The organism is Gordonia sp. SL306 (assembly GCF_026625785.1).
In the GTDB taxonomy this organism is placed as follows: Bacteria; Actinomycetota; Actinomycetes; order Mycobacteriales; family Mycobacteriaceae; genus Gordonia.
On record NZ_CP113063.1, the window covers coordinates 2,200,522 to 2,220,885 of the forward strand.

At 62.7% G+C, this 20,364-nt stretch carries 16 protein-coding genes and 1 pseudogene; 8 read left to right on the forward strand and 9 right to left on the reverse strand.

Annotation, left to right across the window (positions count from 1 at the left end):
* Window positions 1-14 precede the first annotated feature (14 nt).
* On the forward strand, window positions 15-920 hold the full coding sequence (locus OVA31_RS10105; RefSeq protein ID WP_267630962.1) for a hypothetical protein: 906 nt from the start codon (window positions 15-17) through the stop codon (window positions 918-920).
* Window positions 921-1,066: 146 nt separating this feature from the next.
* Window positions 1,067-4,432, forward strand: a complete 3,366-nt coding sequence (locus tag OVA31_RS10110; protein WP_267630963.1) for a DEAD/DEAH box helicase — start codon at window positions 1,067-1,069, stop codon at window positions 4,430-4,432.
* Window positions 4,433-4,612: 180 nt separating this feature from the next.
* Here OVA31_RS10110 and OVA31_RS10115 read toward each other — a convergent pair whose 3' ends face one another.
* From OVA31_RS10115 to OVA31_RS10140, 6 genes are all read right to left on the reverse strand, one after another.
* Window positions 4,613-5,884, reverse strand: coding sequence for an ATP-dependent nuclease (locus tag OVA31_RS10115; RefSeq protein WP_267630964.1), 1,272 nt, complete (start codon window positions 5,882-5,884; stop codon window positions 4,613-4,615).
* A gap of 46 nt (window positions 5,885-5,930) precedes the next feature.
* Window positions 5,931-7,055, reverse strand: coding sequence for a DUF262 domain-containing protein (locus tag OVA31_RS10120; RefSeq protein WP_267630965.1), 1,125 nt, complete (start codon window positions 7,053-7,055; stop codon window positions 5,931-5,933).
* A 128-nt stretch (window positions 7,056-7,183) separates the two neighbouring features.
* A complete protein-coding gene (locus OVA31_RS10125) occupies window positions 7,184-8,077 on the reverse strand; it encodes a hypothetical protein (protein ID WP_267630966.1) in 894 nt (297 codons plus the stop codon).
* On the reverse strand, window positions 8,077-9,789 hold the full coding sequence (locus OVA31_RS10130) for an HsdM family class I SAM-dependent methyltransferase (RefSeq protein WP_267630967.1): 1,713 nt from the start codon (window positions 9,787-9,789) through the stop codon (window positions 8,077-8,079). The genes OVA31_RS10125 and OVA31_RS10130 overlap by 1 nt, the downstream gene beginning before the upstream one ends.
* A gap of 471 nt (window positions 9,790-10,260) precedes the next feature.
* Entirely contained in the window at window positions 10,261-11,478 is a 1,218-nt protein-coding gene (locus tag OVA31_RS10135) for a TY-Chap domain-containing protein (RefSeq protein ID WP_267630968.1), read from the reverse strand.
* A gap of 135 nt (window positions 11,479-11,613) precedes the next feature.
* Window positions 11,614-12,489 (reverse strand): hypothetical protein, encoded by an 876-nt coding sequence (locus tag OVA31_RS10140; RefSeq protein ID WP_267630969.1) that lies wholly within the window; start codon window positions 12,487-12,489, stop codon window positions 11,614-11,616.
* 149 nt (window positions 12,490-12,638) lie between these two features.
* Here OVA31_RS10140 and OVA31_RS10145 point away from each other — a divergent pair, with 149 nt between their 5' ends.
* Window positions 12,639-13,574 carry a hypothetical protein gene (locus OVA31_RS10145; protein ID WP_267630970.1) on the forward strand — a complete coding sequence of 312 codons (936 nt, stop codon included), beginning with the start codon at window positions 12,639-12,641 and terminating at the stop codon, window positions 13,572-13,574.
* A 28-nt stretch (window positions 13,575-13,602) separates the two neighbouring features.
* On the forward strand, window positions 13,603-14,001 hold the full coding sequence (locus OVA31_RS10150; protein WP_267630971.1) for a hypothetical protein: 399 nt from the start codon (window positions 13,603-13,605) through the stop codon (window positions 13,999-14,001).
* Between the two features lie 18 nt (window positions 14,002-14,019).
* Here the strand turns inward: OVA31_RS10150 and OVA31_RS10155 are convergent, their stop codons facing one another.
* Window positions 14,020-14,991, reverse strand: a complete 972-nt coding sequence (locus OVA31_RS10155; protein ID WP_267631473.1) for a DUF808 domain-containing protein — start codon at window positions 14,989-14,991, stop codon at window positions 14,020-14,022.
* 188 nt (window positions 14,992-15,179) lie between these two features.
* Here OVA31_RS10155 and OVA31_RS10160 point away from each other — a divergent pair, with 188 nt between their 5' ends.
* Entirely contained in the window at window positions 15,180-15,641 is a 462-nt protein-coding gene (locus OVA31_RS10160) for a TY-Chap domain-containing protein (RefSeq protein WP_267630972.1), read from the forward strand.
* Window positions 15,642-15,911: 270 nt separating this feature from the next.
* On the forward strand, window positions 15,912-16,325 hold the full coding sequence (locus OVA31_RS10165) for a hypothetical protein (RefSeq protein WP_267630973.1): 414 nt from the start codon (window positions 15,912-15,914) through the stop codon (window positions 16,323-16,325).
* A gap of 43 nt (window positions 16,326-16,368) precedes the next feature.
* On the opposite strand, the gene OVA31_RS10170 is transcribed toward OVA31_RS10165, so the two are convergent.
* Window positions 16,369-16,506, reverse strand: a complete 138-nt coding sequence (locus tag OVA31_RS10170; protein ID WP_267630974.1) for a hypothetical protein — start codon at window positions 16,504-16,506, stop codon at window positions 16,369-16,371.
* Window positions 16,507-16,893: 387 nt separating this feature from the next.
* On the opposite strand from OVA31_RS10170, the pseudogene OVA31_RS10175 reads away from it, so the two are divergent.
* Together OVA31_RS10175 and OVA31_RS10180 are read left to right on the forward strand one after the other, a co-directional pair.
* Window positions 16,894-17,029: pseudogene (locus OVA31_RS10175) on the forward strand (HNH endonuclease); the annotation flags it as partial.
* 215 nt (window positions 17,030-17,244) lie between these two features.
* Entirely contained in the window at window positions 17,245-18,429 is a 1,185-nt protein-coding gene (locus tag OVA31_RS10180) for a TY-Chap domain-containing protein (protein WP_267630975.1), read from the forward strand.
* A gap of 100 nt (window positions 18,430-18,529) precedes the next feature.
* On the opposite strand, the gene OVA31_RS10185 is transcribed toward OVA31_RS10180, so the two are convergent.
* A complete protein-coding gene (locus OVA31_RS10185; protein WP_267630976.1) occupies window positions 18,530-20,257 on the reverse strand; it encodes an MFS transporter in 1,728 nt (575 codons plus the stop codon).
* Window positions 20,258-20,364 lie beyond the last annotated feature (107 nt).

Below are 20,364 nucleotides of genomic sequence, written 5' to 3' on the forward strand. Positions count from 1 at the left end.
CTCCAGGAGCAACAGTGACCAAAGCTAGGGCGCCCTCCAAGCCTGCCGAACCGGCTGCTGCGCGGTCTGAGGAGTTCGCGCGAACCCATCATCGGCTGGTCATCCACGATTACCTACCCCAAAGCTTTCACGATGGCGCCGCCGAGGCGAGCAAGTGCGAGTGGAGCTCACACATCGCCGTCAGCCTCAGCCCCGAGGAGTCGGGCGCCCTCGCCTGGGTGCTGATCGACACGATGATGCAGGCCCGCTTCGGCCCCGCCACCAGCCTGTACGACACGTGGCGCCAGTACACCCTTACAGGAACCAAGATCCCGTCGCCTGGCAGAGAGACCATCGCGTCGTTCATCGAGCCGGTCTTCGGGCTGCCGGACAAGCCGAAGAGCCAAGACCACCTGCACGGCCACGTCGGCGAGTGGCTCTGGCACCTGCTCACCAAGGACAACGCAGCCGTCCGCATCCAGCCCGACCCGAAGGGTGACGTTACGGACGCCGGCGCCGATGGGTTTTCTATCTACGAAAACCCCTCGGGCGCACTGCGGTTTCGGCTATGGGAGAGCAAGAAGAACACCGGCACTCGTGCGCTGTCGACGAGCCTCAACGAGGCGTACAAGCAGATCGCCGACTCCGGCCAACGTTACGTCGCCAAGATCGTCGGCACCTTCACGCCAGGCTCGTACGACGCCGAGATGCTGACCTTCATTGCCGAAGTGCCTGCCGCATGGACCCAAGGAGACGAGCTCGTTGGCGCCGGGGTGACGCTCGCGACCCACCAGCCGCTGCCAAGGAAGCCGTTCAAGAAGATGAACAAGAAGCTCCCGCTACTGGACAAGCCCGGTCAGCTACGCGGCCTGGCGACCAGCATCAGTTGCTACAGCGAACTCGCCAAGACGGTCAGGAGGTACGCGTGGAGCGCGCTCTAGCGGCCGAGCACCTCAATGCGGCTTTCGGCGACGACCAGCTCACCGAACTCCCGACTGTCGCCGAACTCACCGACCTCATCGCCGAACTCGAGATCGAGCTCGTACGCGGCCTCACCGACACCGGGTTCCGCACCAATCTCACACCGTTGCGGCGCACCGCCTGGTATCTACACGGAATCGCATCGACAGCCGAGACGTCCCGGTATCCGCTCGAGCAGCGCCGCCGCGCGTTTGCCGTCAGCGCCCACGTCCACGACCTCCTTCTCGAAGACCCAGCCGAAACACGTCGCGAGCGAATGACCACTGCGTTCGCAGCACAGGTCGGCTATCACCGCGCCGACGAGAGCCCCAACGCCAGCGCTGTCTACCGTAAGGTCCGCGACGTCGTGGAGGAGACAGCCAAGTTTATCGACGGCGCTGACGTCGCCCTCCAAGCCGGAATCCTGTTTCTCGGCCTCGACATGGCCGACCTCAACCGACGGCTTCACACTTGGGCGGCCACCGCTGCCGCTCTGACCCGCGGAACCGAGCTAGCCACCCTTGACGGCACCATGTTCGGACCAACCCAGCGACTCTTGCGCGGCATCGCTGACCTCGTCCAGTACCTACGCGAAGGCAGCCCAGACACACTCGAAACCGCCCGGGGCCACCTCCAGCTTGTCGTCGACGACGAAGTCGGCCTCAGCGACCTGGACACCCGATGGGTAGCCGGACACCTCCTCGCCCTCGCCGACGGGCTCGCCGGGAGCAGCATCTGGGCAGTCCTCCCGCCCGACCTCCCCGCAGCCGTCAAACAGGCATTCACCCTCGACCAAAAGCCCATCCTGACGCTGTGGCCGCCACAGCGCAGCCTCATCGCCCACCCGACCATCAGCCCCCTCGACCCGGCGACCTCCAGGCTTCTCGTCTCCGTCCCGACCAGCGCCGGCAAGACGCTCCTCGCACAGCTCATCATCTGTGCACACACCGCACGAGATGACCGCGACGTCTGCTACGTAACCCCTCTGCGCAGCCTCGGCCGGGAGATGCGTCAAGGACTCCGCCCGCGGTTGCGCTACCTCGATCGCCGCCTCGGCGCAGACCTCCCCGACGGCTTTGGCGCTCAGGACCTCTCCGGCGACAACACGGCCGCCCACGGCGCGAACGGCACTTTAGGCGTGGACGGCACCTATCAGCTGTCCCAGGTCGAGGTGATGACGCCCGAACGACTCATGCACGCTCTGCGGCAATCGCCACAGGAGATCCTGAGCCGGTTCAGCCTGTTCATCATCGACGAAGTCCACCTCATCGCCGAGTCCGGCGGCCGCGGACTGCTACTCGAAGGCCTGCTGTCAGTGCTAGACGCCAGCGGCGCGCGACTCATTCTTCTCTCCGGCGTGATAGGAAATGCGGCATCGCTCGCCGCGTGGACCTCGACCGGACAAGCAAACGTCCTTTTCACCGACGAGTGGAGAGCGCCACGACGGCTGCACGTCCTCCTGGGCACCGAGAAGATCGAAGGCAGCCGCACCAACATCCCAGCTCGAAGCCGACGCGGCAAGGACAAAATTCGGTACGACCTGCGTGCCCTCCTGGCGGTCCGCCCCACCAACACGACCGAGCAACACCTGACCACCAGCGACGACACACCTATCGGTCACCTCGTCCTCGGCCCTGACAACAAGCGCCTCACCGGCCAGGGCAACAGCTCCACCGCTTACACAACGACTGCCAGAACAGCCACACTGCTGCTCCGCGCCGGCAGTCTCCTCATGGTCGTCTCTCACCGCGCCACCGCACGCGACGCCGCGAAAATCATGGCCAACGAACTAGAGGAAGACCCGCGCTCCCAAGGCCTTGCCGACGCCCTCGCCGCGCGCCTCAGCGACAACCATCCGCTCGTCGGAACAGTCCGCAAGGGCGTGGCCTACCACCACGCCGGGTTGCCCGTCGAGGTGCAAGAAGCGGTCGAAGACGCGATCCGCAGCGAAACGATAAAGGCCGTGGTCGCAACAAGCACCCTCACCGAGGGGGTGAACCTACCCGTCCGCACCGTCGTCATCGCAATCACCGAGTACGACGGTCAAGACCCCGCGTTCCAGATGAGTGCCGCCCAACTCCTCAACGCGGTCGGTCGGGCCGGCCGAGCCGGTAAGGAGTCCGAAGGCTGGATCGTACTGGCCCTCCAGAAGTCGCTGTCCGGCAGTGACTTCGATCGACTCACCCCCGGCCCCGACGAACTGGAGGTCCGCTCGACGATAGCCAAGCCGTCCGCTCTCGAAGCTCTCGCGGAGGCCGAAGCACTGGTGGCAAAGACACAGGACGCGATCCTGCAGCTGACCCCTGACCAGGAGACCGGAGGATTCGTCAGTTACGTCTGGTTCATCCTCCACGTCCTCGAGCACGTGCCCGACCTCGCGAGCAACCGGACGTGGCGAGACGTCGTTACGAGGCTCTTCGCCTTCACCCAGCTCCCCGACGACCTCAGAGAACGGTGGCTCGAGCTCGCCGAGCGCGTCGCGACGCACTACGACCAGACACCACCAACATCACGTCGACGCTGGGCACAGACAGGAACCAGCCTCGCCTCAGGTGCCGACATCGAGTCGATCGCTGAGAACCTTGCCGACCATGTACAGCAGCCGGGCGGCCTTAACGAACAAACCCTGGAGGAAACCCTCAACGTTCTCTCCGAACGGTCCGTGTACACCCGTCTGCTAGCGCTTCCTGAAGCCCCGAAGCGCTGGCGCTTCCGAAAGTCACCGAAAGGTGCAGATATCGAGGTGAATACCGACGCCGTGGTCCGCGACTGGATCGCGGGCCGAACACTCAGCGAACTGGCCAACGCCCACCTCGCCATGGTCACGGACCCAGCATTCCGACTAGAGCAGATGGTCGACGGTGTTAGCGAGGGAATTCAGCACTACCTGTCGTGGACCGTCGGTCTCGTAATCACCCAGGCGAACGACATCCTTCTGTCACGCCACAGCCCCGTGCAGCTGCTCGCCACTGCTGCTGCCCATTTGCGTTACGGTGTCGATACACCGCTCGCGATCGACCTGCTCGTCCGAGACGTGAAGTCCCGAACACTGGCGCAGCACCTGGGGCGCATGGCAGCGGGCGCCGGACTGGATAAAGAAGGCTTGCGCGAGTACCTGAGCGAGCAGCACATCCAAGGGTGGCGCGACAACCTCGGAGCGACCCCGACAGACGTTCTCGACCTGCTCCACTACGTGCAGGGCAGAGACCGACACAAACTCGCAGAAATGATGGCAACCGGTGTAGTCACTGCTCAGGCTCGGCTCGAGGGCAATGAGTCTCCAGACCCGGTGCCGGTGACTGTAGCCGCCTCGAGCGACGGCGATGAGCTCAAGATCCTGGCCGAAGATGGCTCGAGTCTCGGGGTGATTGTTGCGCGCGATCACGCCGGTGTCGCAGCGGTACTCGACAGCGGTCTGGTACTCAATTTCACCCTACACGGGACCATTGCGACAATTACTCGCGCAGCGACAGGCCGTCTCAGCTTCATGTAACCCTGCGTGCTCGTCCATGCAACAATTCAACCCGGCCGTCGTGAGCGCTACTACTCCTCCGCTGTTGTCGCCAGTCGGGCCAGAGGCTGCGAGTGCAGACGGTGATCGAGGGCCAATAATGTCCGTTTTCGTCAACGTGATCACTAGCAAACGCCGTAACGAAACTGGGCCGCAGGAATACTAGCGATCGGCGCTCTGAAGTTGAGTCACGAACGGCTCCACTTCGGCTGGATTCTGGCTGCACCACAGCGCGGACAACTGCCGCAGAGCGAACTGACGGCCATAACGCTCGCCCAGACTGTTCACCCAATCATGAGGGTCCTGGCCTTCAATGGAATCCAAGAACTCGGACAGGGGCGCTACCGACGTGCCCAGCGAATGGGCGATAGCGGGTTTGTCGGCCCTCAAATCCATAAACAACGTATCTGGATCCTTGACGGTTGGCAGAAACACTATGGGCCACCGCCGCCCGACAGATGACTTCACCGTCTCTCGCTGATCGCCGTCAAATACATAGGCAAAGTTCACACGAGGAGCGGGTGACCGCGGCAAAGCCTTTTCCAGCGCCACAAGACAGCCTTGCCCCGTGCCCCAGACGATCTCGCTTGGACGGCCCGCCGCTGCCTCATTGGCGTCCAACAGAGCGGACAGTAGGAAGTAGGCCGACTCGTCCTCGCAGAACAGAACCTGCTGGACTGGAGGACTCGCCAGGAGAGTGTTGCCGGCATTGGGATCAATCGATGACGCGGTCGCCACAGTTCTGCCATCGTTGTCAACTTGCAGCAACACAAATCCCTCGTGTTGACGAGAAAGACGGATCATTTCCTCTGAATGAGTCGAAATGACTACCTTCCAGTTTCGCTTCAGACATAGGTGAAGAATGCACATAAGCAACTTATGAGCGCCAACCGGAGGGAGGAAAGCATCGGGCTCATCGAGCAATAGAAGAAGATTGCTTCGCTCTTTGAATTTCTCGAGTATCCAGAAGAGGAAGTGTACACAGAACTCCCCCTGCCCCATCTCCTTCGCAGAATACTGCATGCCTCGGTACTCCACCCTGAAGAAGGGGAGAACGGGTTCATCATCTGTCCACAGAAAGTCATCCGCATCGTCTTCATTAGCGGGCTCTATTTCTAGATCGTACCACTCGATCGATTCGTACTCACGTCCGACAATCAACTTCGAAATCGACGTGACGTCATCGTCCAAAGTCAGAGGTGTGTATTCCTCCACCATTTCATTCAAATCATCCCGCGATCTGAGCACCCGAAGAGCCTGTTCAGCCAGAGTATGAAGATTGATATAAACCCGTTCTTTTGGCGCGTCTTTCGCAATGGACCGCAGAACTCGTGACTTTCCAACTCCGTTTTTTCCACCGAGCACGATACATGGTTGGGCTAAATCGATCTCGACGCCATCATGAAACGTTAGGACCTGTGATGTGCGCACCATCCTATTGAGTTTCGGCCAGGCGCTTCGCGCCTCCGCGATCCGCATCTCAGATGGTCCCTTTCAGCGGAACGCCCCAGTCTGACGATTGAACAAAATCGAAGAATATGGCCTGTTGCCGCTCCTCTGGGGCTTCAGCGAGGGCCGCAAGAAGAGCATCCGAGTTCTTGCGCGGAGAAGTTCCATACAGCTTCATCGAGAACAAGTGAAGTGCTAAGTCACGAGTCAACACCGAGGATACATCGGTCACGCGATACGAGGCGCGGTCATCATACAGGCGGATCGCTGTCCGCAGCGAACTCAGCGCTGGGTCACCCGCCCCAAAATTTCCTTGTCGCAGCAGGTTTCGCTCGGACTCGAAACGGTGCAGCAGATCACGAGGTAGGGCCGAATAGTCGCTCCACTCATACGCCCAGTCGCAGTACAGAAGCCAGGTTTGGAGTGTACCCTTATTGAATCGAACTTTCCCCGAGCCCTGAACCATTCTAAAGAGCCGCGCACCGCTATCTCGGATAGAATCCAGGGTACTTGTTGAGAACTCACCACCGCGGTAGTATTTTTCGACTACGGCATTATTGATATGCGTTCCGATACTGTTTTGCTCGAGCGCCACACATGACCTCGCAATGATATCGTCATACGCGAGTCGTCGGTTATTGAACCCTACCGTCTCATGTTGCAATAGCCCAATCGTTCCTAGCTGATTAACTAGATGCCGAACCTGGTCCCGCGCCGCGCTATGAAGCGCATTCCGCTTTTCCGGTGGTGTAAGGTTATAGGATTGATTTAATCGAAAGAAGAGTTCATTGGGCTCCTCCGGCTCGTAGTCTCTGAGCGTGACGATCGGAATTACGAACCGATTTATTCGCCGTCGAACAGGGGCTGGCAATTGCGTATACCTGAGTCCATCTAGTTCTTGGATATCCTCGCTGATTGGATCAACATTCCCATTGACAGGAAAATCGTCAGCGAAGAAGGACCGCAGCGTCGCGAATCGTTGTTGCCCGTCCAGCACCAGATCATTCTCATCCGAATCGACCACGATATGTACTGCCGGCACATACCAGCCGCGTAAGACAGTGTCGATCAGACGCTGTTTACGTTTGATATCCCAAATTTCACCACGCTGGAAATTCGGTTGAAGATCAAGTTCGCCCGACTCGATCCGGTTCACGATCGTCTCCAGTTCAACGTCTGACTTATGGAGCTTCAATCGTCTTGCCTCTCACGCTGTACGTCGTCGTTGGTTCGATCCATCCTATTGCCTGTTGAAGATCGATAAGCACTCGGGAGGTCACGGCGTTATGAGCTGTCGCCGTTGTCTGGAAGTGGTAGCTGTCGACGTTCTCGGCGTTGCCGAACCTCTACGTGGTACGAGACCGGGGTCACGGCCAAAAGATGGTCAATCATCTCTATGAAGAAGCGGTCGGGTCGGATGTCGTCGGGTACGAGTTCAGGGCGCGTGACTACGCTGAGCTGGTTATCGATTTCGGTGATCCAGTCAACGAGGAGAAGGGCAGTCGTGGTGTAGCCGTTGACATCTCCGCGGTGCCGAAGCTTGCGGACCATGTCGACACTTCGTTCAAAGGCTTCGGGTTCGACGTCGATGATGGTGGCGCGCTGGACGAAGAAGTAGCCAACAGAGGCGAGAGGGTATCTGCCGCGCAAATTGCTGGCGTCACCGTAGGATTCCTCGAATCGGTTGGGGAGGTTCTTACCGAAGCTGGATAGCTGAGCTTTGGTGGATACGAGAAGTTCGGGTCCACGATCCCAGCGGGCGATGACCACGTCAACTTGTTTTGGGTAGGCCTGTCCGAGGATGCGAGCGTCGACGGGAGCAACGGAAGGGATCGTTGGGAGCCTTTTGGCGAGTTCGTCTCGCAGCTGGGTAGGGATCTTGTCCATCAGGACAGCGATATCCCGGGGCAGCACTCGGGGACGAGATGCTCTGGGCCACACTTCATCTGCGCGAAACCCAGATCGGCGAAACTCTTGAGCAATCCAGGCGTCAATACCGTTCGCGAACTTTCCGCTCTCCGAAGCGGCGCCCTCGGCGACGGGGATTGTCAGTAGTTGTTCGAGCAACAGGTAGTCGGGATCATATCGCGGCGCCTCCCCAAGACTGTGTGTCCAGGGATCGCTGGGCTCGGTGGGGAGTAGATCGTCAAACTGACTAAAGGAATCGGTGCGAGCCATCACTGTGTCCGGCTAGGATTGGCTGCGCGCGCCAGTCGGCGCGCTGACATCAGCGCTTGTGCAGCAACGAGTTCGCTATGTTGCGCTTCCGACAAGCGTAGATAGTCTCGCAGTACGAGTTGGTCGACGATTCGGACGGCACCGAGCAGGTCGCCGGCCTTGAGCGCGTCGCGCACACTGCGGCGTATTTCGCGCAAGCCGGGGGCGAGGTGCGCGACGAGCGACGGTGAGGGGAGGGGGAGCTGGTCTGCTTCACTTGGTTCGACCTTGAGCATTCCGCCGCCGTAGGACCGTCCGACGAGTTCCGCCCCGAGTAGCGTAACTGTATTGAGGCTGGCGATCGGCAATAACGACTTCCCGGGCTCTTTGTGCTCGGGATGTAGGTAGACGCCATGGACGCTATTAAGGTGGACCGCATTTGCGAGGTTGGTGGTCAATCGCGGGGTGTCAGCGTTCATGTAGGTCAACAGCAGATCTGCCGGCGCGTTGATTGGTACTTGCCACCACGGGGATCGAACGCGGCACTTATATGCCTGGTCGACCCCAAGGTGCTCTCCTTGCAGGAGGTAGCGTTGTGCGCCTGCCGACATTTGCCGCTTCTTTAGGCCTGGCCTGAACAAGAGAGTCTGCAATCCCTCGTCGCCCATAGAGTTCAGAGCGCTGGTATTCAGCGATAGTCCACGCAGATGGCGGCTGCCAGGCGGGGAAAGCGTAATCGTCTCCGAATCCTTCAGCTTCAGCTCACCAGCGCGGGCGGGCGAGATGGCGAAGTAGTTATTTCGGCCGGTGACCGCGCCAAGCGTGGTATCGCCCCACTCATGCAATATCGCGAAATGCTCGCTGTCGGTGAGTGGTGTGTACTCATTGAGTGCGGCTGCTGAAAGGAGCGCGGGTGTCCACTTGGCACTAGCGTGGGCGGGGCGCCATCGATGGGGCAACCCGTAACCAGAGTGGTCCTCCTCGCTGAGCTCGTCGACGGATCGGACCTGGTGCAGCTCGCAATGATCCGTCCCGCCTTCGGCCAGCGCGTCCTCGGCGAGCAGCAGCACGACCTCTTCCTGGACATCGGGAAAGACACGCTCGGTGAACATCACGAGCCGCACTCGACCGAATCTCTCCATGAGGTAGCGACGCACATCTGCGGCGTAATTGACCGACAGGAGCTCGGCAGGTAGCACCAACCCCATTCGGCCGCCCGGCCGCAAGAACTCCGCGGCATGCACCGTCGCGGCGGCCCACATCGAAGCCAACGCTGTCAAGCCAACCCCGCCTCGCAGGGCTGCTTGTCGGCTGGCAACCCGGGCAGCGCCGACATGGTCCTGGTACCGCACATACGGTGGATTTCCGATCACGGCGTCAAAGCGCCGAGCGGCGGTGACAGTAAAGAAATCGGCTACCTCAATACTGGCCGAGCGGCCGGTGACACTGACCAGTTCGGCGGCAGCTCGAGCACTCGGTGGATGTATCTCGATACCTTCCAGAGTCGTTGAGCCATGTTCCTTGGATGCACCGAGCTCGTCGAGACGCATTGCCGCTGCCACGAGGAAAGCCGCCTCGCCACACGAGGGTTCTAGAATGCGGTCCGATGGGGCGCGGATTGCCCAGCGAGAAACGAAGTTCGCCAGGGCTGGTGGAGTAAAGAAGGCTCCTCGTGCCTTGCGCAGCACAAGGCCATCGACAGGTGCAAGAAGGTCGTCGTGGGTAGTCGTCACGCAACCGACGCTTCGGGTTGCAGCGCTTCTGCAAGGAGGACCGCAGCGCAGTCGCTCACCGATGTGCCTCGGTCGTGGGCCTCTTCGACGAGTTGCTCAGCCAAGGCCACTGGTACGCGCACCAAGACGGCTTTGCGCTCGCCCCGCCAATGGCGACGTCGGGCTGATCCCGGATCCCTCCTCGCAGTCATGCCGAAAGTTGTATCAACTTTGACCGACAAGTTCGGCAAGGCGCGCTGGCGGGATGAGACATCGGTGTTCGACAGCCCATCGTGACCGGGTGGGGCCGGCGGTTCGAAGGTGCGGAGGGTGAAGCCTGCGGAAGCCGATCGAGAACGAGATACATGACGTCGACAACCTCCGTGTCCAGGCACATGATTCTGTCGCAAGCGCAGCAATGGCCGGCGCCAACGGCTGACGCGTCAACATGACGTCGATCACGCGCCACGGCTTGCGCATGCACGGCTGACGTCATCTCCCCCGCCTCATCTCCGACGCCACATTCAATTCAGCAGCAACTCCGATCGCTTCCACCAGCACCGGCACAAATCGCTGCACCTCGCGAGGCTCCGGCATGCGCGGCTCATCGCACCCGGCAGCCGGTTCACCGTCGGGCCATTCGGCGAGCCACTCTTCGCAGATGCGCGCATACCGGCGCAGCATCGGTGCATTCGCTCTGGTGTCGCAGGCGATCCGGGACGGGGTGACACCGTTGGGGTCAGCCACGAACCGTCTGATCAGGTCGACAAGTTCGGCAGGCATCTGCCCGCGGACGGGCCCGAAGTGGCCGGTCGCATCGGGATGGAGTTGTTCGACGATGTCGATCGCGCCGGCGGCGCAGAATTGTCGCCACGCGTCCAGCGCGGCCAGCAGGTTGATGGGATAGAAGGTGGCGCACTCGAGCGCCCGGACCGCGAAAATGTGGTCCTTGGTGACCAGGATGGAGACATCGGGCCATCGCGAGGAGTGCTCGGCGACCACCGCCCCGAGCAACGCCATGTCGGGCGTGCAGTGACCGACAATGGTGCAGAACTCCAGGCGCATCGCGTGCGGAGACACCAGCAACTTGGTATAGAAGCCGTCGACGTCCGTGAACCGGATGGCACCGTCGTCGATCGAGACGTTGCAGCCCCAGGCGGTTGCCAATGTGTCAGCGGCCATCGTCAGCAGATGTTCGGCATCGCCGGGGATCACGCCGAGTGATGCCGTCCCACTGAGGGTCAGCGTCCGTTCCTTCGGCCGGGCTTGCGCTCTCAGGCGCTGCGCCTCCGGACTGAACGGATCGTGCACGTGCAACACCGACGGATCTGCGATCTTCCACACCTCGCGCAAGGCCCGCTCGGCGTCGCGCATGAGCGCATTCGTATTGCGCTTGCCCGTCTCACGAATCATGCTGCCCGATCGCAACTCTCGCCATCCGAGGCGATCGACGGCGGCTCGTTGTGCACGAGCCGTCGCTGCTTGTTCGGGCGGCCAGAAGTTGGTGAGCGCACTGCCACCGATCGTGCACCGCACCCGGCCGGACCCGGTCACCGTGAAAATCAGCAGCGGTCGCCCGGTCTCCCCGGCCCGGCTCACCTCCACGAACTCGTCACGACCCAGCCTCGTCACCCTCTCGGCGAGCCGCTCCCAGAACCCTCGCCATGCCGCATCCGGATTGCCATCGGCTGCACCCTGACGGTCCGACATGTACATCTCCCCCTGGGCCGTCGGCCATCGGCGATGACCGGATGCGTTGCACGGTAGGAAGGAACTCCGACAGGTCGGGCGAATGCAGATCAGTTGTCCACAGGGGCCGCCGGTTTTGCATCCGACGTCGCCTCGTCAGTCCTCCTGCTCGAGCTTTTTCGCCAGCGGCGCAAGCGCATCCAGATAGATGGACGCCAGCATCTCCGACTCGTCGGCGGTGGCGCGCATCCGGTCGGCCTCGGTGGCGTCCCACTGGACGTCGACCTCGTTCTCGAATTCGTCGATGGCGCTGACCCGGTCGAGCCACTCCCGCTTGTCCTGTCGGTGCTGGATGGCGGCGACGATCTGCTGGTACTCGCCCAGCGCACCGAGCCGTTCGACGAGCCCGTCGAGTCGCCGCGACAGCAGCACAGCCTTGGCGGTGTAGGTGTCGACGACGTCGTCGTCGGTCCTCAGGTGTGTGGGTGGCTCACCGAGGAGCGCAACCTGCTCGTGGACGTTGGCCGCCGACGTCGTGAGCGCGGTGACCTCGGCCGCGAGGTCCACGCGGACGCCGTGCCGGTCGAAGAAGTCCAGTTTCCAGGCCGGGTAGTCACTGATCCGGTCGGCGACCATGCCCGCGGAGATGGCGATCTGTCCGATCGGGTCGTTGCGCAATCGGGCGCCGTCATCCGAGCCCGCGGTCCAGTTGTCGACCGCGAGGTCCAAGTATCGCCGCGACTCGGTGGGTTCGGCGAGTTCCCGGATCGCCCGGCACTGCGACCATCGGCGGGCGCGGGCCGCGCGCAGATCGTCGGCCAGTTGCGCGAGGGGATCGTCGAACACGGCGTCCGCATCTGCCTCGACGGTCGGCAGTTCGGGCCGCGCCTCGCCGGCTGCACCGCTGCCTCGCGCCAGGCGTCCGAGCCGGACACCCAACGATCGGACACCGCTGACCACCCAGGAACCGATCACGACCAACGCAATCGCGATCGCCGCCGCAACGACGACAATCACGAGGAGCTTGATCATTCCTCCAGTACAGCACGATCCGAAGACCCATCAAGCCCGCGAACACCGTTAACGCCGGCAGCGACGACCGTTGTCGACGCGATCGATGTCGATTGTCTTGTCAGACCCCGCTCCTACTCTGATCGCATCCCTTCACGCATCGGAGCGCCATGACCGTCACCACCGGCCCGCAGGCCATCGAGTTCTCATTTCCGGATGTCCATGCCGACGCCACACTGCGCATCACCTTTCACCAGACCCTGCGAGTCCCCGACGACCCCACCACCTACGGGCTGCCACCGAGCCTCGGCACCCTCGACGTGCGCTCCACGCGCGAGATCAGACCTCGCGCAGTACCGGCAGCCGACGGCCTACTCCCGCTGTGGCAATCCGAGGCGACCTGGATCGACTTCAGCACACCCCAGGACTATCCCTTCCTGGTGAAAGTCGGTGTTGGTGGAATCAACGCGATCACCGGGAACTCCTACGTCCCGCAGCCCGACTTCGATGCCGAGGACTACCTCGAGGCTCCGACCCAGCCATGGCTGGATGGATTTCGGGTCGACGCGACCACCGTGCGGCAGTTCATCGCCATGCCGCTCGGCGAGGGATACACCGCAGCCGAACAACTGACAGGCACCGACGACGGGCTCATCCGCTTCTCCGTGGCCCCGCTCAAACCCGACGTGTGGGCTCAGCGGCCGCCGATCTCCCGGATGGTCGTCGACGGGTGCACTGCCGCACCGGCCGGTATGGGCCTCGGTGCCGGTGGCACGATCCACCAGTCCATCGCCACGCCGATCGAGTCCCACGAGAACTGGGATGTCGACGCGCGGAGAGAGGTCAGCGTGAGGATCGTCAATTCGGCTGTGTGGCAGATACTCACCGACACTCCGCCGCACCGGCCACCTCTGACGATCGACGAATACCTGACTCACGGATACCCGTGGTTCGAGTGGTACGACGACTCCCTGGCGCGCCAGGGTGGTAGCGCGCTCAGTGAGGTGCAGACCGTCCGCCAGTTCGGCAACGAGAAGGGTGCCGATCCACTCCCCGACAACACGAGCTTCACGCCTCCGACACCGCACATCGTCGGCGGCGCCTGACCGACAATCTGAGTCCGAGGAGGGACGAATGCCGAAGGACGGCTGGGAGTTCTGGCGCCTCGTACGTGTCGACGACGGTTCGTTGGAGTGGCTGGCCGGCACGAGGCCTAACGCGCGGGCGACGATTGATCAGCACAAGGTGTGGACGTTGATCCCGAATCGCTCCATATTCGTCGCGAACTGGATCGTGACCGAAGACCACCATCGCGATTCAGGATTCCGGTGGACCCACGAGAACATCGACATTGACGACGCACGGAAGGTTGCGCTGGCTGTTCCCGAGATCGGTGTCGACGAGTTGCAGCGGATCAGCAAACCCGAGTCCGAGTTGACACTCGACCAGGTCGACCGCTACTCGGCCCAGAAGGTGCTCGGGAAGCGTGTGGCAGACGCGCTGAGTAATCGGCGGTTCGAGACAAGGGAGTAGTAGCGAGCCGTGCACCCCTCACTCCGGCGACTGGGCGGCAGCTTCTTTCTTCGCACCGCGCTTCGGGATGAGGTGCATGATCGCCACGACGATCGCGCCGATCACCAATCCCACGAGCGCCGAGACCACTGTCCCTGCGGTCCATGACAGGACGCCACCAAACCCGTGGGAGAGTTCTGCGAACCAGTGCTCGATGTCGTGCAGGCGGTCGGCCGGCCAATGGAATCCGGCTTCGCCGACGTTGACGATCAGGATGTGGCCGCCGACCCACAGCATCGCGGCGATCCCCACCACGGTCAGCGTGGACATGATCTTCGGCATCGCCTTGACCAGGCCGCGGCCGATCGTTTGGCTCGCCGTCGACTGACGTTGCGCCAGGGCCAGCCCCACGTCGTCCATCTTGACGATCAGCGCAACCACCCCGTACACGAGCGCGGTGATGAGGAAGGCCACGACGATGAGCACCAGCAACCGCGTGAGGAACGGTTCGGATTCGACCGACGACAGCGAGATCACCATGATCTCCGCCGACAGGATGAGGTCGGTGCGGATGGCGCCATTGACCATCGACTTCTCGAACTCCGGTCCCTTCTCCGCCGCCGGCACGTCGTCGGTGTGGTCGTGCCCATGCCCGCCGCCGAAGGCCTCGTAGACCTTCTCGGCACCCTCGAAGCAGAGGAACAGGCCACCGGCGATCAGCAGATACGGCAGTGCCTGCGGGAGGAACTGACTGAGGATCATCGCCACCGGCAGGATGATCAGCAGTTTGTTCCGGATCGACCCGACAGCGATCTTGCGGACGATCGGCAGTTCGCGGTCGGGGGTGAAGCCGTGGACATACCGCGGCGTGACAGCCGTATCGTCGACGACCACCCCGGCGGCCTTGATGCTGGCCTTACCGGCTGCGGCACCGATGTCGTCGATCGACGCCGCAGCCACCTTGGTCAGGGCCACGACGTCGTCCAGCAGAGCCACGAGGCCACCGGCCACAGGAACCTCCAGATAGAGAACACGAGTCACCGATCAGTATGCCCAACGATGAGCCTCCTCGGAGATCTGTCGACGGGGCTCCGGCTGCGCCGACACGTAGCGCCGCAAGCCGTCGGAGCATGTCGTACCCGGCTCGTATCTTCGTCGTCATCGGCAGCTGCCGGTCCGCCCATCGGCCCAGGAGGACCATGACCACCGAGACGTATGACGACGATGTCGAGGGATACGACGAGCAGATCGCCGAATCCTGGCGCGATTTCACCGCGGACCTTGCGGCGCGTCTCGGTGATCTGCGGTTCGGTTCGTTCGAGTTCATCGATCTGGCGCACCCCGTCGGCAATCGCGAACAGCTGCTCATCACCTTTCGCGCCAACCGGGCAGGTCGTGTCCGCGCGACAGTGCCCAAGAGTGCGCTTGTCGGCACGCGGCAACCCGACTGGTCACACACGCAGCGGACCTTCGAGGCGCTCGACTGGCGCTACCTCTCCCGCAAGGACGAGTACATCCGGGAGTTCGGCCGCAGGCAGCTGTACCGGGCGGCGGTCCAGTCCATCACCCTGCTGCGCGGCCAATGGGGTGTCACCCATCCGTCGTTCCTGACTCTCACCGATCCGATCAGTACCGTGCATCCGTTCTCGCTCACAGGGTGACGTGGTGTTGCCTGTTCTGCAGCTCGGCCGAGGGAACAGCCCGGCCCTGGCAACTTGCTCCGGCACCACATCAACGGGCGAACCTGCCGACCCCCGCCTGTCGTGGTCGAAGTGTGGAGTGTCGCAGTATCTCTGGCCACCAGAACAATTCGTCAAGTGGGCGAGCTGCACCTGATGGCATCCACGCTCACGATCTCCGCGTCGGGGCCTTCCCCGACTTCATCCGATCAAACGACGTTCCATGTCGGTCATATGCGGGACAATCACTTCATGCGTTCAGGATTTCGTCGGGCCGCGCAGCGCAGTGCTCTTGCGGTCGCACTCTTCACGGGCGTCGCCATATCCGTCGCCGCACCCGCGTCAGCCGCGCCTCCACCGACCGTCATCCACGACTGCACCGGCAATGCTTTCGTCAAACCCAAGATGATCGACTCGATCTTCTGCGCCGACGTCAGCATCATCGTCACCGATATCCACTGGTCACGATGGTCACCGACCCTAGCCGTCGGCCACGGCATCGAGCATCGCAAAACGTGTGTGCCGAACTGCGCCGAGGGGCCGATCGAGGTGCGACCGGTTGACGTCACGTTGTTCGCACCCAAGGGCGGCGAGTTCACCCACATCCGACTCGTCGACAAGAACGGCGTCATCACCCGCAAATTGACCGACCCCGTGCCGTCGTAGCGCGTGCGTCCCAGGCGAATCCGGCCCAGAGCCGCTCAGCGACTCACATGGACAGTCGCTCAACCAGTTGGCCGGTGATACCCGCGATGAGGTCAAAGTCCTTGCCCAGGTGCAGGACTGCGTGTCCTGCGGGCTCAGCCGTGGCTCCGATGCGCGAGTAGCCGACCTGAAGCCCGCTCATCGTGGTGTTGAAGACGAGCCCTCATTCGATTCGCTGCGCCCATTCGTCGGCATCGGGGCTACTGCCACGCCGTTGACATCACATCGTCGGCCCCGAGCGCGGAGAACGTGTCGGCGAACGACCGAAGATCGTCTCTGGTCACTGGCGCCGTATCTGCTTCGGCATCCTGAGCGAGCCGTCGGCGAAGATACTGAGTACGCGAGAGCCCCACCTGGCGGCTCGCGCGTCTATCGCGGCCACCACCTCATCTGGGACATCCCGGATCAGGACATCGGTCATCATCACCCCTTCCGCCTGGTGATATCAAGACGCTATCGCGGCAGTCGTCGGCCGCCAACTGGTCTTCGGGCTGGGTCGTACTTCGTCCTCGCCTAGGCTTATCCCCTGATGCCACCGCCCACCCATCCCCTGACGCTCGGCCAGAAGCTGGTCGCGGTGCTCGAGGTCGGACGGCGCACGGCGCACGGCGACTTACAAGCTGGCCGTCCTGATGGCGCTGCTGGACTTGGCGACCGCGATTGTCGGACATCGCAGAACCAGTGGTGAACGCGGGACTTCCGGGTAGTGGTGCCCAGCCAATAGCCTCGCAAAACTGTCATACCCCTCCCCTACTCTGCGGGTGAAAGGTGATTCGCGGCCACCGCGAAGCGCCCCCACTCCACGCGAGCACCGCAACGGACCCCGCGTTCAGCCACCCTTCGAGGGTGCGCGCGAGCGTGCTCACAGAGAGGAGAAGTCATGTCCGACTTCGATTTCGATGCCACCGTCGACGGTGCTTGGCGTGCGTTTCGCGCCGACCTCGCTGACCGGCTCGCAGGGATGGCCATCGGCAACAGCCACACGGTCGCACAGTCCGAGTTCCCGGAAGGCCCACACGGCGTCATCGCCTTCACGGTCACACGCGCCCAACGGGTGCGGGCAACGGTGGACGCCGGCGACCTGCACACCACGCCCGAGTACCTCCGCGAGCAATTGGATGCGATGGTCCGCGCCGGCTGGCGGCTGCTGCGCGACGGCCGGCTCATCTACGAGGTAGGGCAACGTCGCGTCGACAAGCTCGCCCAGGTCGCGGTCGACATGCTGCGGGACATCTGGGAGGTCGTGCACCCGGCCTTCCTCGAACACTCCGGGCCCACGCCGCGGGAGGCCACCATCGCCGTCGGGACAATCCCGGAGACACAACTTCAACTGGGGCGTCTGGTGGTCGAGGCCCTCGAGAACATGGCCGGGCGGCGCATCGTCGTCGATGACGACGGTGACATCCCGCTGCCCACCGGGCGGACTCCGTCCTGGCTGCGCGTGCTCGCCGACGAGGCGACCGTCGAGTTCTTCGGGACGGTCGTCGACGTTGTCCCGAACGGTTCGACGGCAGCCGAGTTCGTTGCCACCGAGGCACCTCGCTGGCCGGGCATCACGCTGGTGCTGCACCAGAAGACGCTGATGGCGTTCCAGACCATCGAGATGACGGCCTTTCACCGGGAGAACCTGACGGCCGGCCTCGGTCGGTGGTTGCAATTCATGCACGACGAAGCGCCACAGATCATTTCGGCGATCACCGGCGCTGAGACTCCGGAACCGCCGCGTACAGCGGAGAGCGATCTACTCCCCGATCCGCTGCAGACCCTCATCGTGCTCGATGAGGACGGCACGTCCCTCGATGCGCACGAGGTCGCGGAGATCTGCCGTCACGATCAGTCCGCCATCCTCCGCTATATCCGCACCAGCCAGGAGCAGTACCTGGAGTGGAGCAGTTCCGCTGCGTTGGCCGACGCCGCCGACGATGCTGACGAAGCGGCGGCATGCCGACACGAGGAGCAGGCATGGCGCGCGACAACCGACCAGCTGCGTGCAGCGCTGCGGATCGTCGCACTGCGTGGCGACGGCAAAATCGCCGACCGTGATCCGCATGCGACCACACAATGATGGAGTCGACAACCTCGTGCTCGCGTGCCCGTCGTTCAACTGGTTCAGCTCCCAACCGGTCTGTCGTCGGCGCAGTGGTCGCCCCCTGCCGTCACTCGAGTCAGTCCTCAAGCGAATCCGGGGCGATCAGAGGGTCGTGCGACTGCCCTCCGATGAACACCATGCTTGCCACAGCCGCGGCCAGAGCACAGATACCGACCACCAGATACCCGATCGAGTAGCCACTGCCCAACGCTTCGAACGCGGTGTGCTGCAGCGGATTGAAGGGCACCGTGCCGCCGTCCGGTAGCTGAATCTGGGACGGTACCGCATTGGCGCCGAGCGGACCCGAGTTCACCGCATCGATTGCCGCCTGCGCCGACGCCTGCTGATCAGGCGGAGCGGACGCTGCGGAGTTGTTGAACGCGTCGAGCGATTGGCTCAACGTCGGGTCCGAGTTGACCTGACTGGAGATCTGGTTGGCAGCATGCCCGAGAGCGATGGCGCCGATCACCGCCGGGCCGAGAGTGAAGCCAAAGTCCCGCAACAGGCTTGCCCAACCGGCCGCCATCCCCGCAAGGTGGTTCGGAACGGTGTTGATCACAACAGCGGTGACCGCTGTCAACGCGAAGGCCATGCCGGCACCCGATACAGCCAGAGGTGGCAACAGCACCGCGATCGATTCGTGGCTGATCGGGATCTGCCACATCCAGAATCCACCTGCGGCGATGAGGAGCAGACCACCACCGAGGACCCACTTCGGGTTGTAGCGGACGATCAGCCGGGAAGCGATGGGCACCTGAATGAGTGCGGAAACACCGTTGAACACCACGAATGCCACCGATGCCGCCAGCGGAGTGAACCCTTGGATCGCCGTCAGGCGGATGCTCGTGATGTATCCCGTCGCGAGATAGGTGAACATGCCGACCACCGTGACGATGGCTGCGGTGCTGAAGTTCCGGTTGGCGAACAGATCGAGTTGCAGCAGCGGCGACTCCTGTCGTCTCTCGACGAAGATGAATGCTGCGGTGAATATCGCGCAGACCACAAACCCGCCGATGACCTCACGACTGCCCCATCCGCTCGTGGGTGCCTGGATGACAGCGAACAGGAACCCGAGGACGGCAAACGCGATCGTGATCTGCCCGGGCCAGTCGAACGAACGGCCTTCAGGAGACGACGATTCCTGCGCAACCACGGCCGCCAGTACACCCACCGCAACAGCCAGGATTGCCACAACGATGAACGCCCATTTCCATCCGGCATAAGGATTCGAGCCGAAATGCAACTTTGCGGCCAGACCGCAGATGACCGGCGACACCACACTGCCCATCGACAACGCGGCCGCCCAGGTGGACAACCCCCGTGCCCGGGACCGCGCGGTGTGGGTTCCGGCGGCGACCATCGACAGCGTGGTCGGAATGACCGCTGCGGCACCGACACCCGCAATGAACTGGCCCGACCACATGACGGCGAGGCGGATCGTCTGGCTCGTCTCCGGTCCTGGAGTCAGTACACAGATGGTGAACCCCAGCGCGAGAATCCCCGAACCGATCACCAATAGCCGACGGCGCCCGAACATGTCACCCAGCAAACCGAAGCTCAACTCCAGGATGGTCACCGGAATCAGAAACGCGTCGGTGATCCACGTCAATTGTGACGCGGTGGTCCCGAAGTCCTGTTGAAAGAGCCCGTTCAATCCCGCCGGGACGGTCAATCCGAACTGCGCGACGAAGATGCAGAGTGCGGCCGCCACGAGCGTGCCGCGGGTAAGTGGAGACGGCTGGAGGTGAGCGGTTCGGGACAGTCCTGGACTGACACTGCCGATCCCATTATCAATGTCGGACATGATGATTCCTTCGGAATGGACGATTACCGAACTCGGGGAAGCAACCCGCGGACAGGCCACCGGTGCGGTGGTGCCGTAGGTGACCCGATGATCAGGCGACGCGCTCA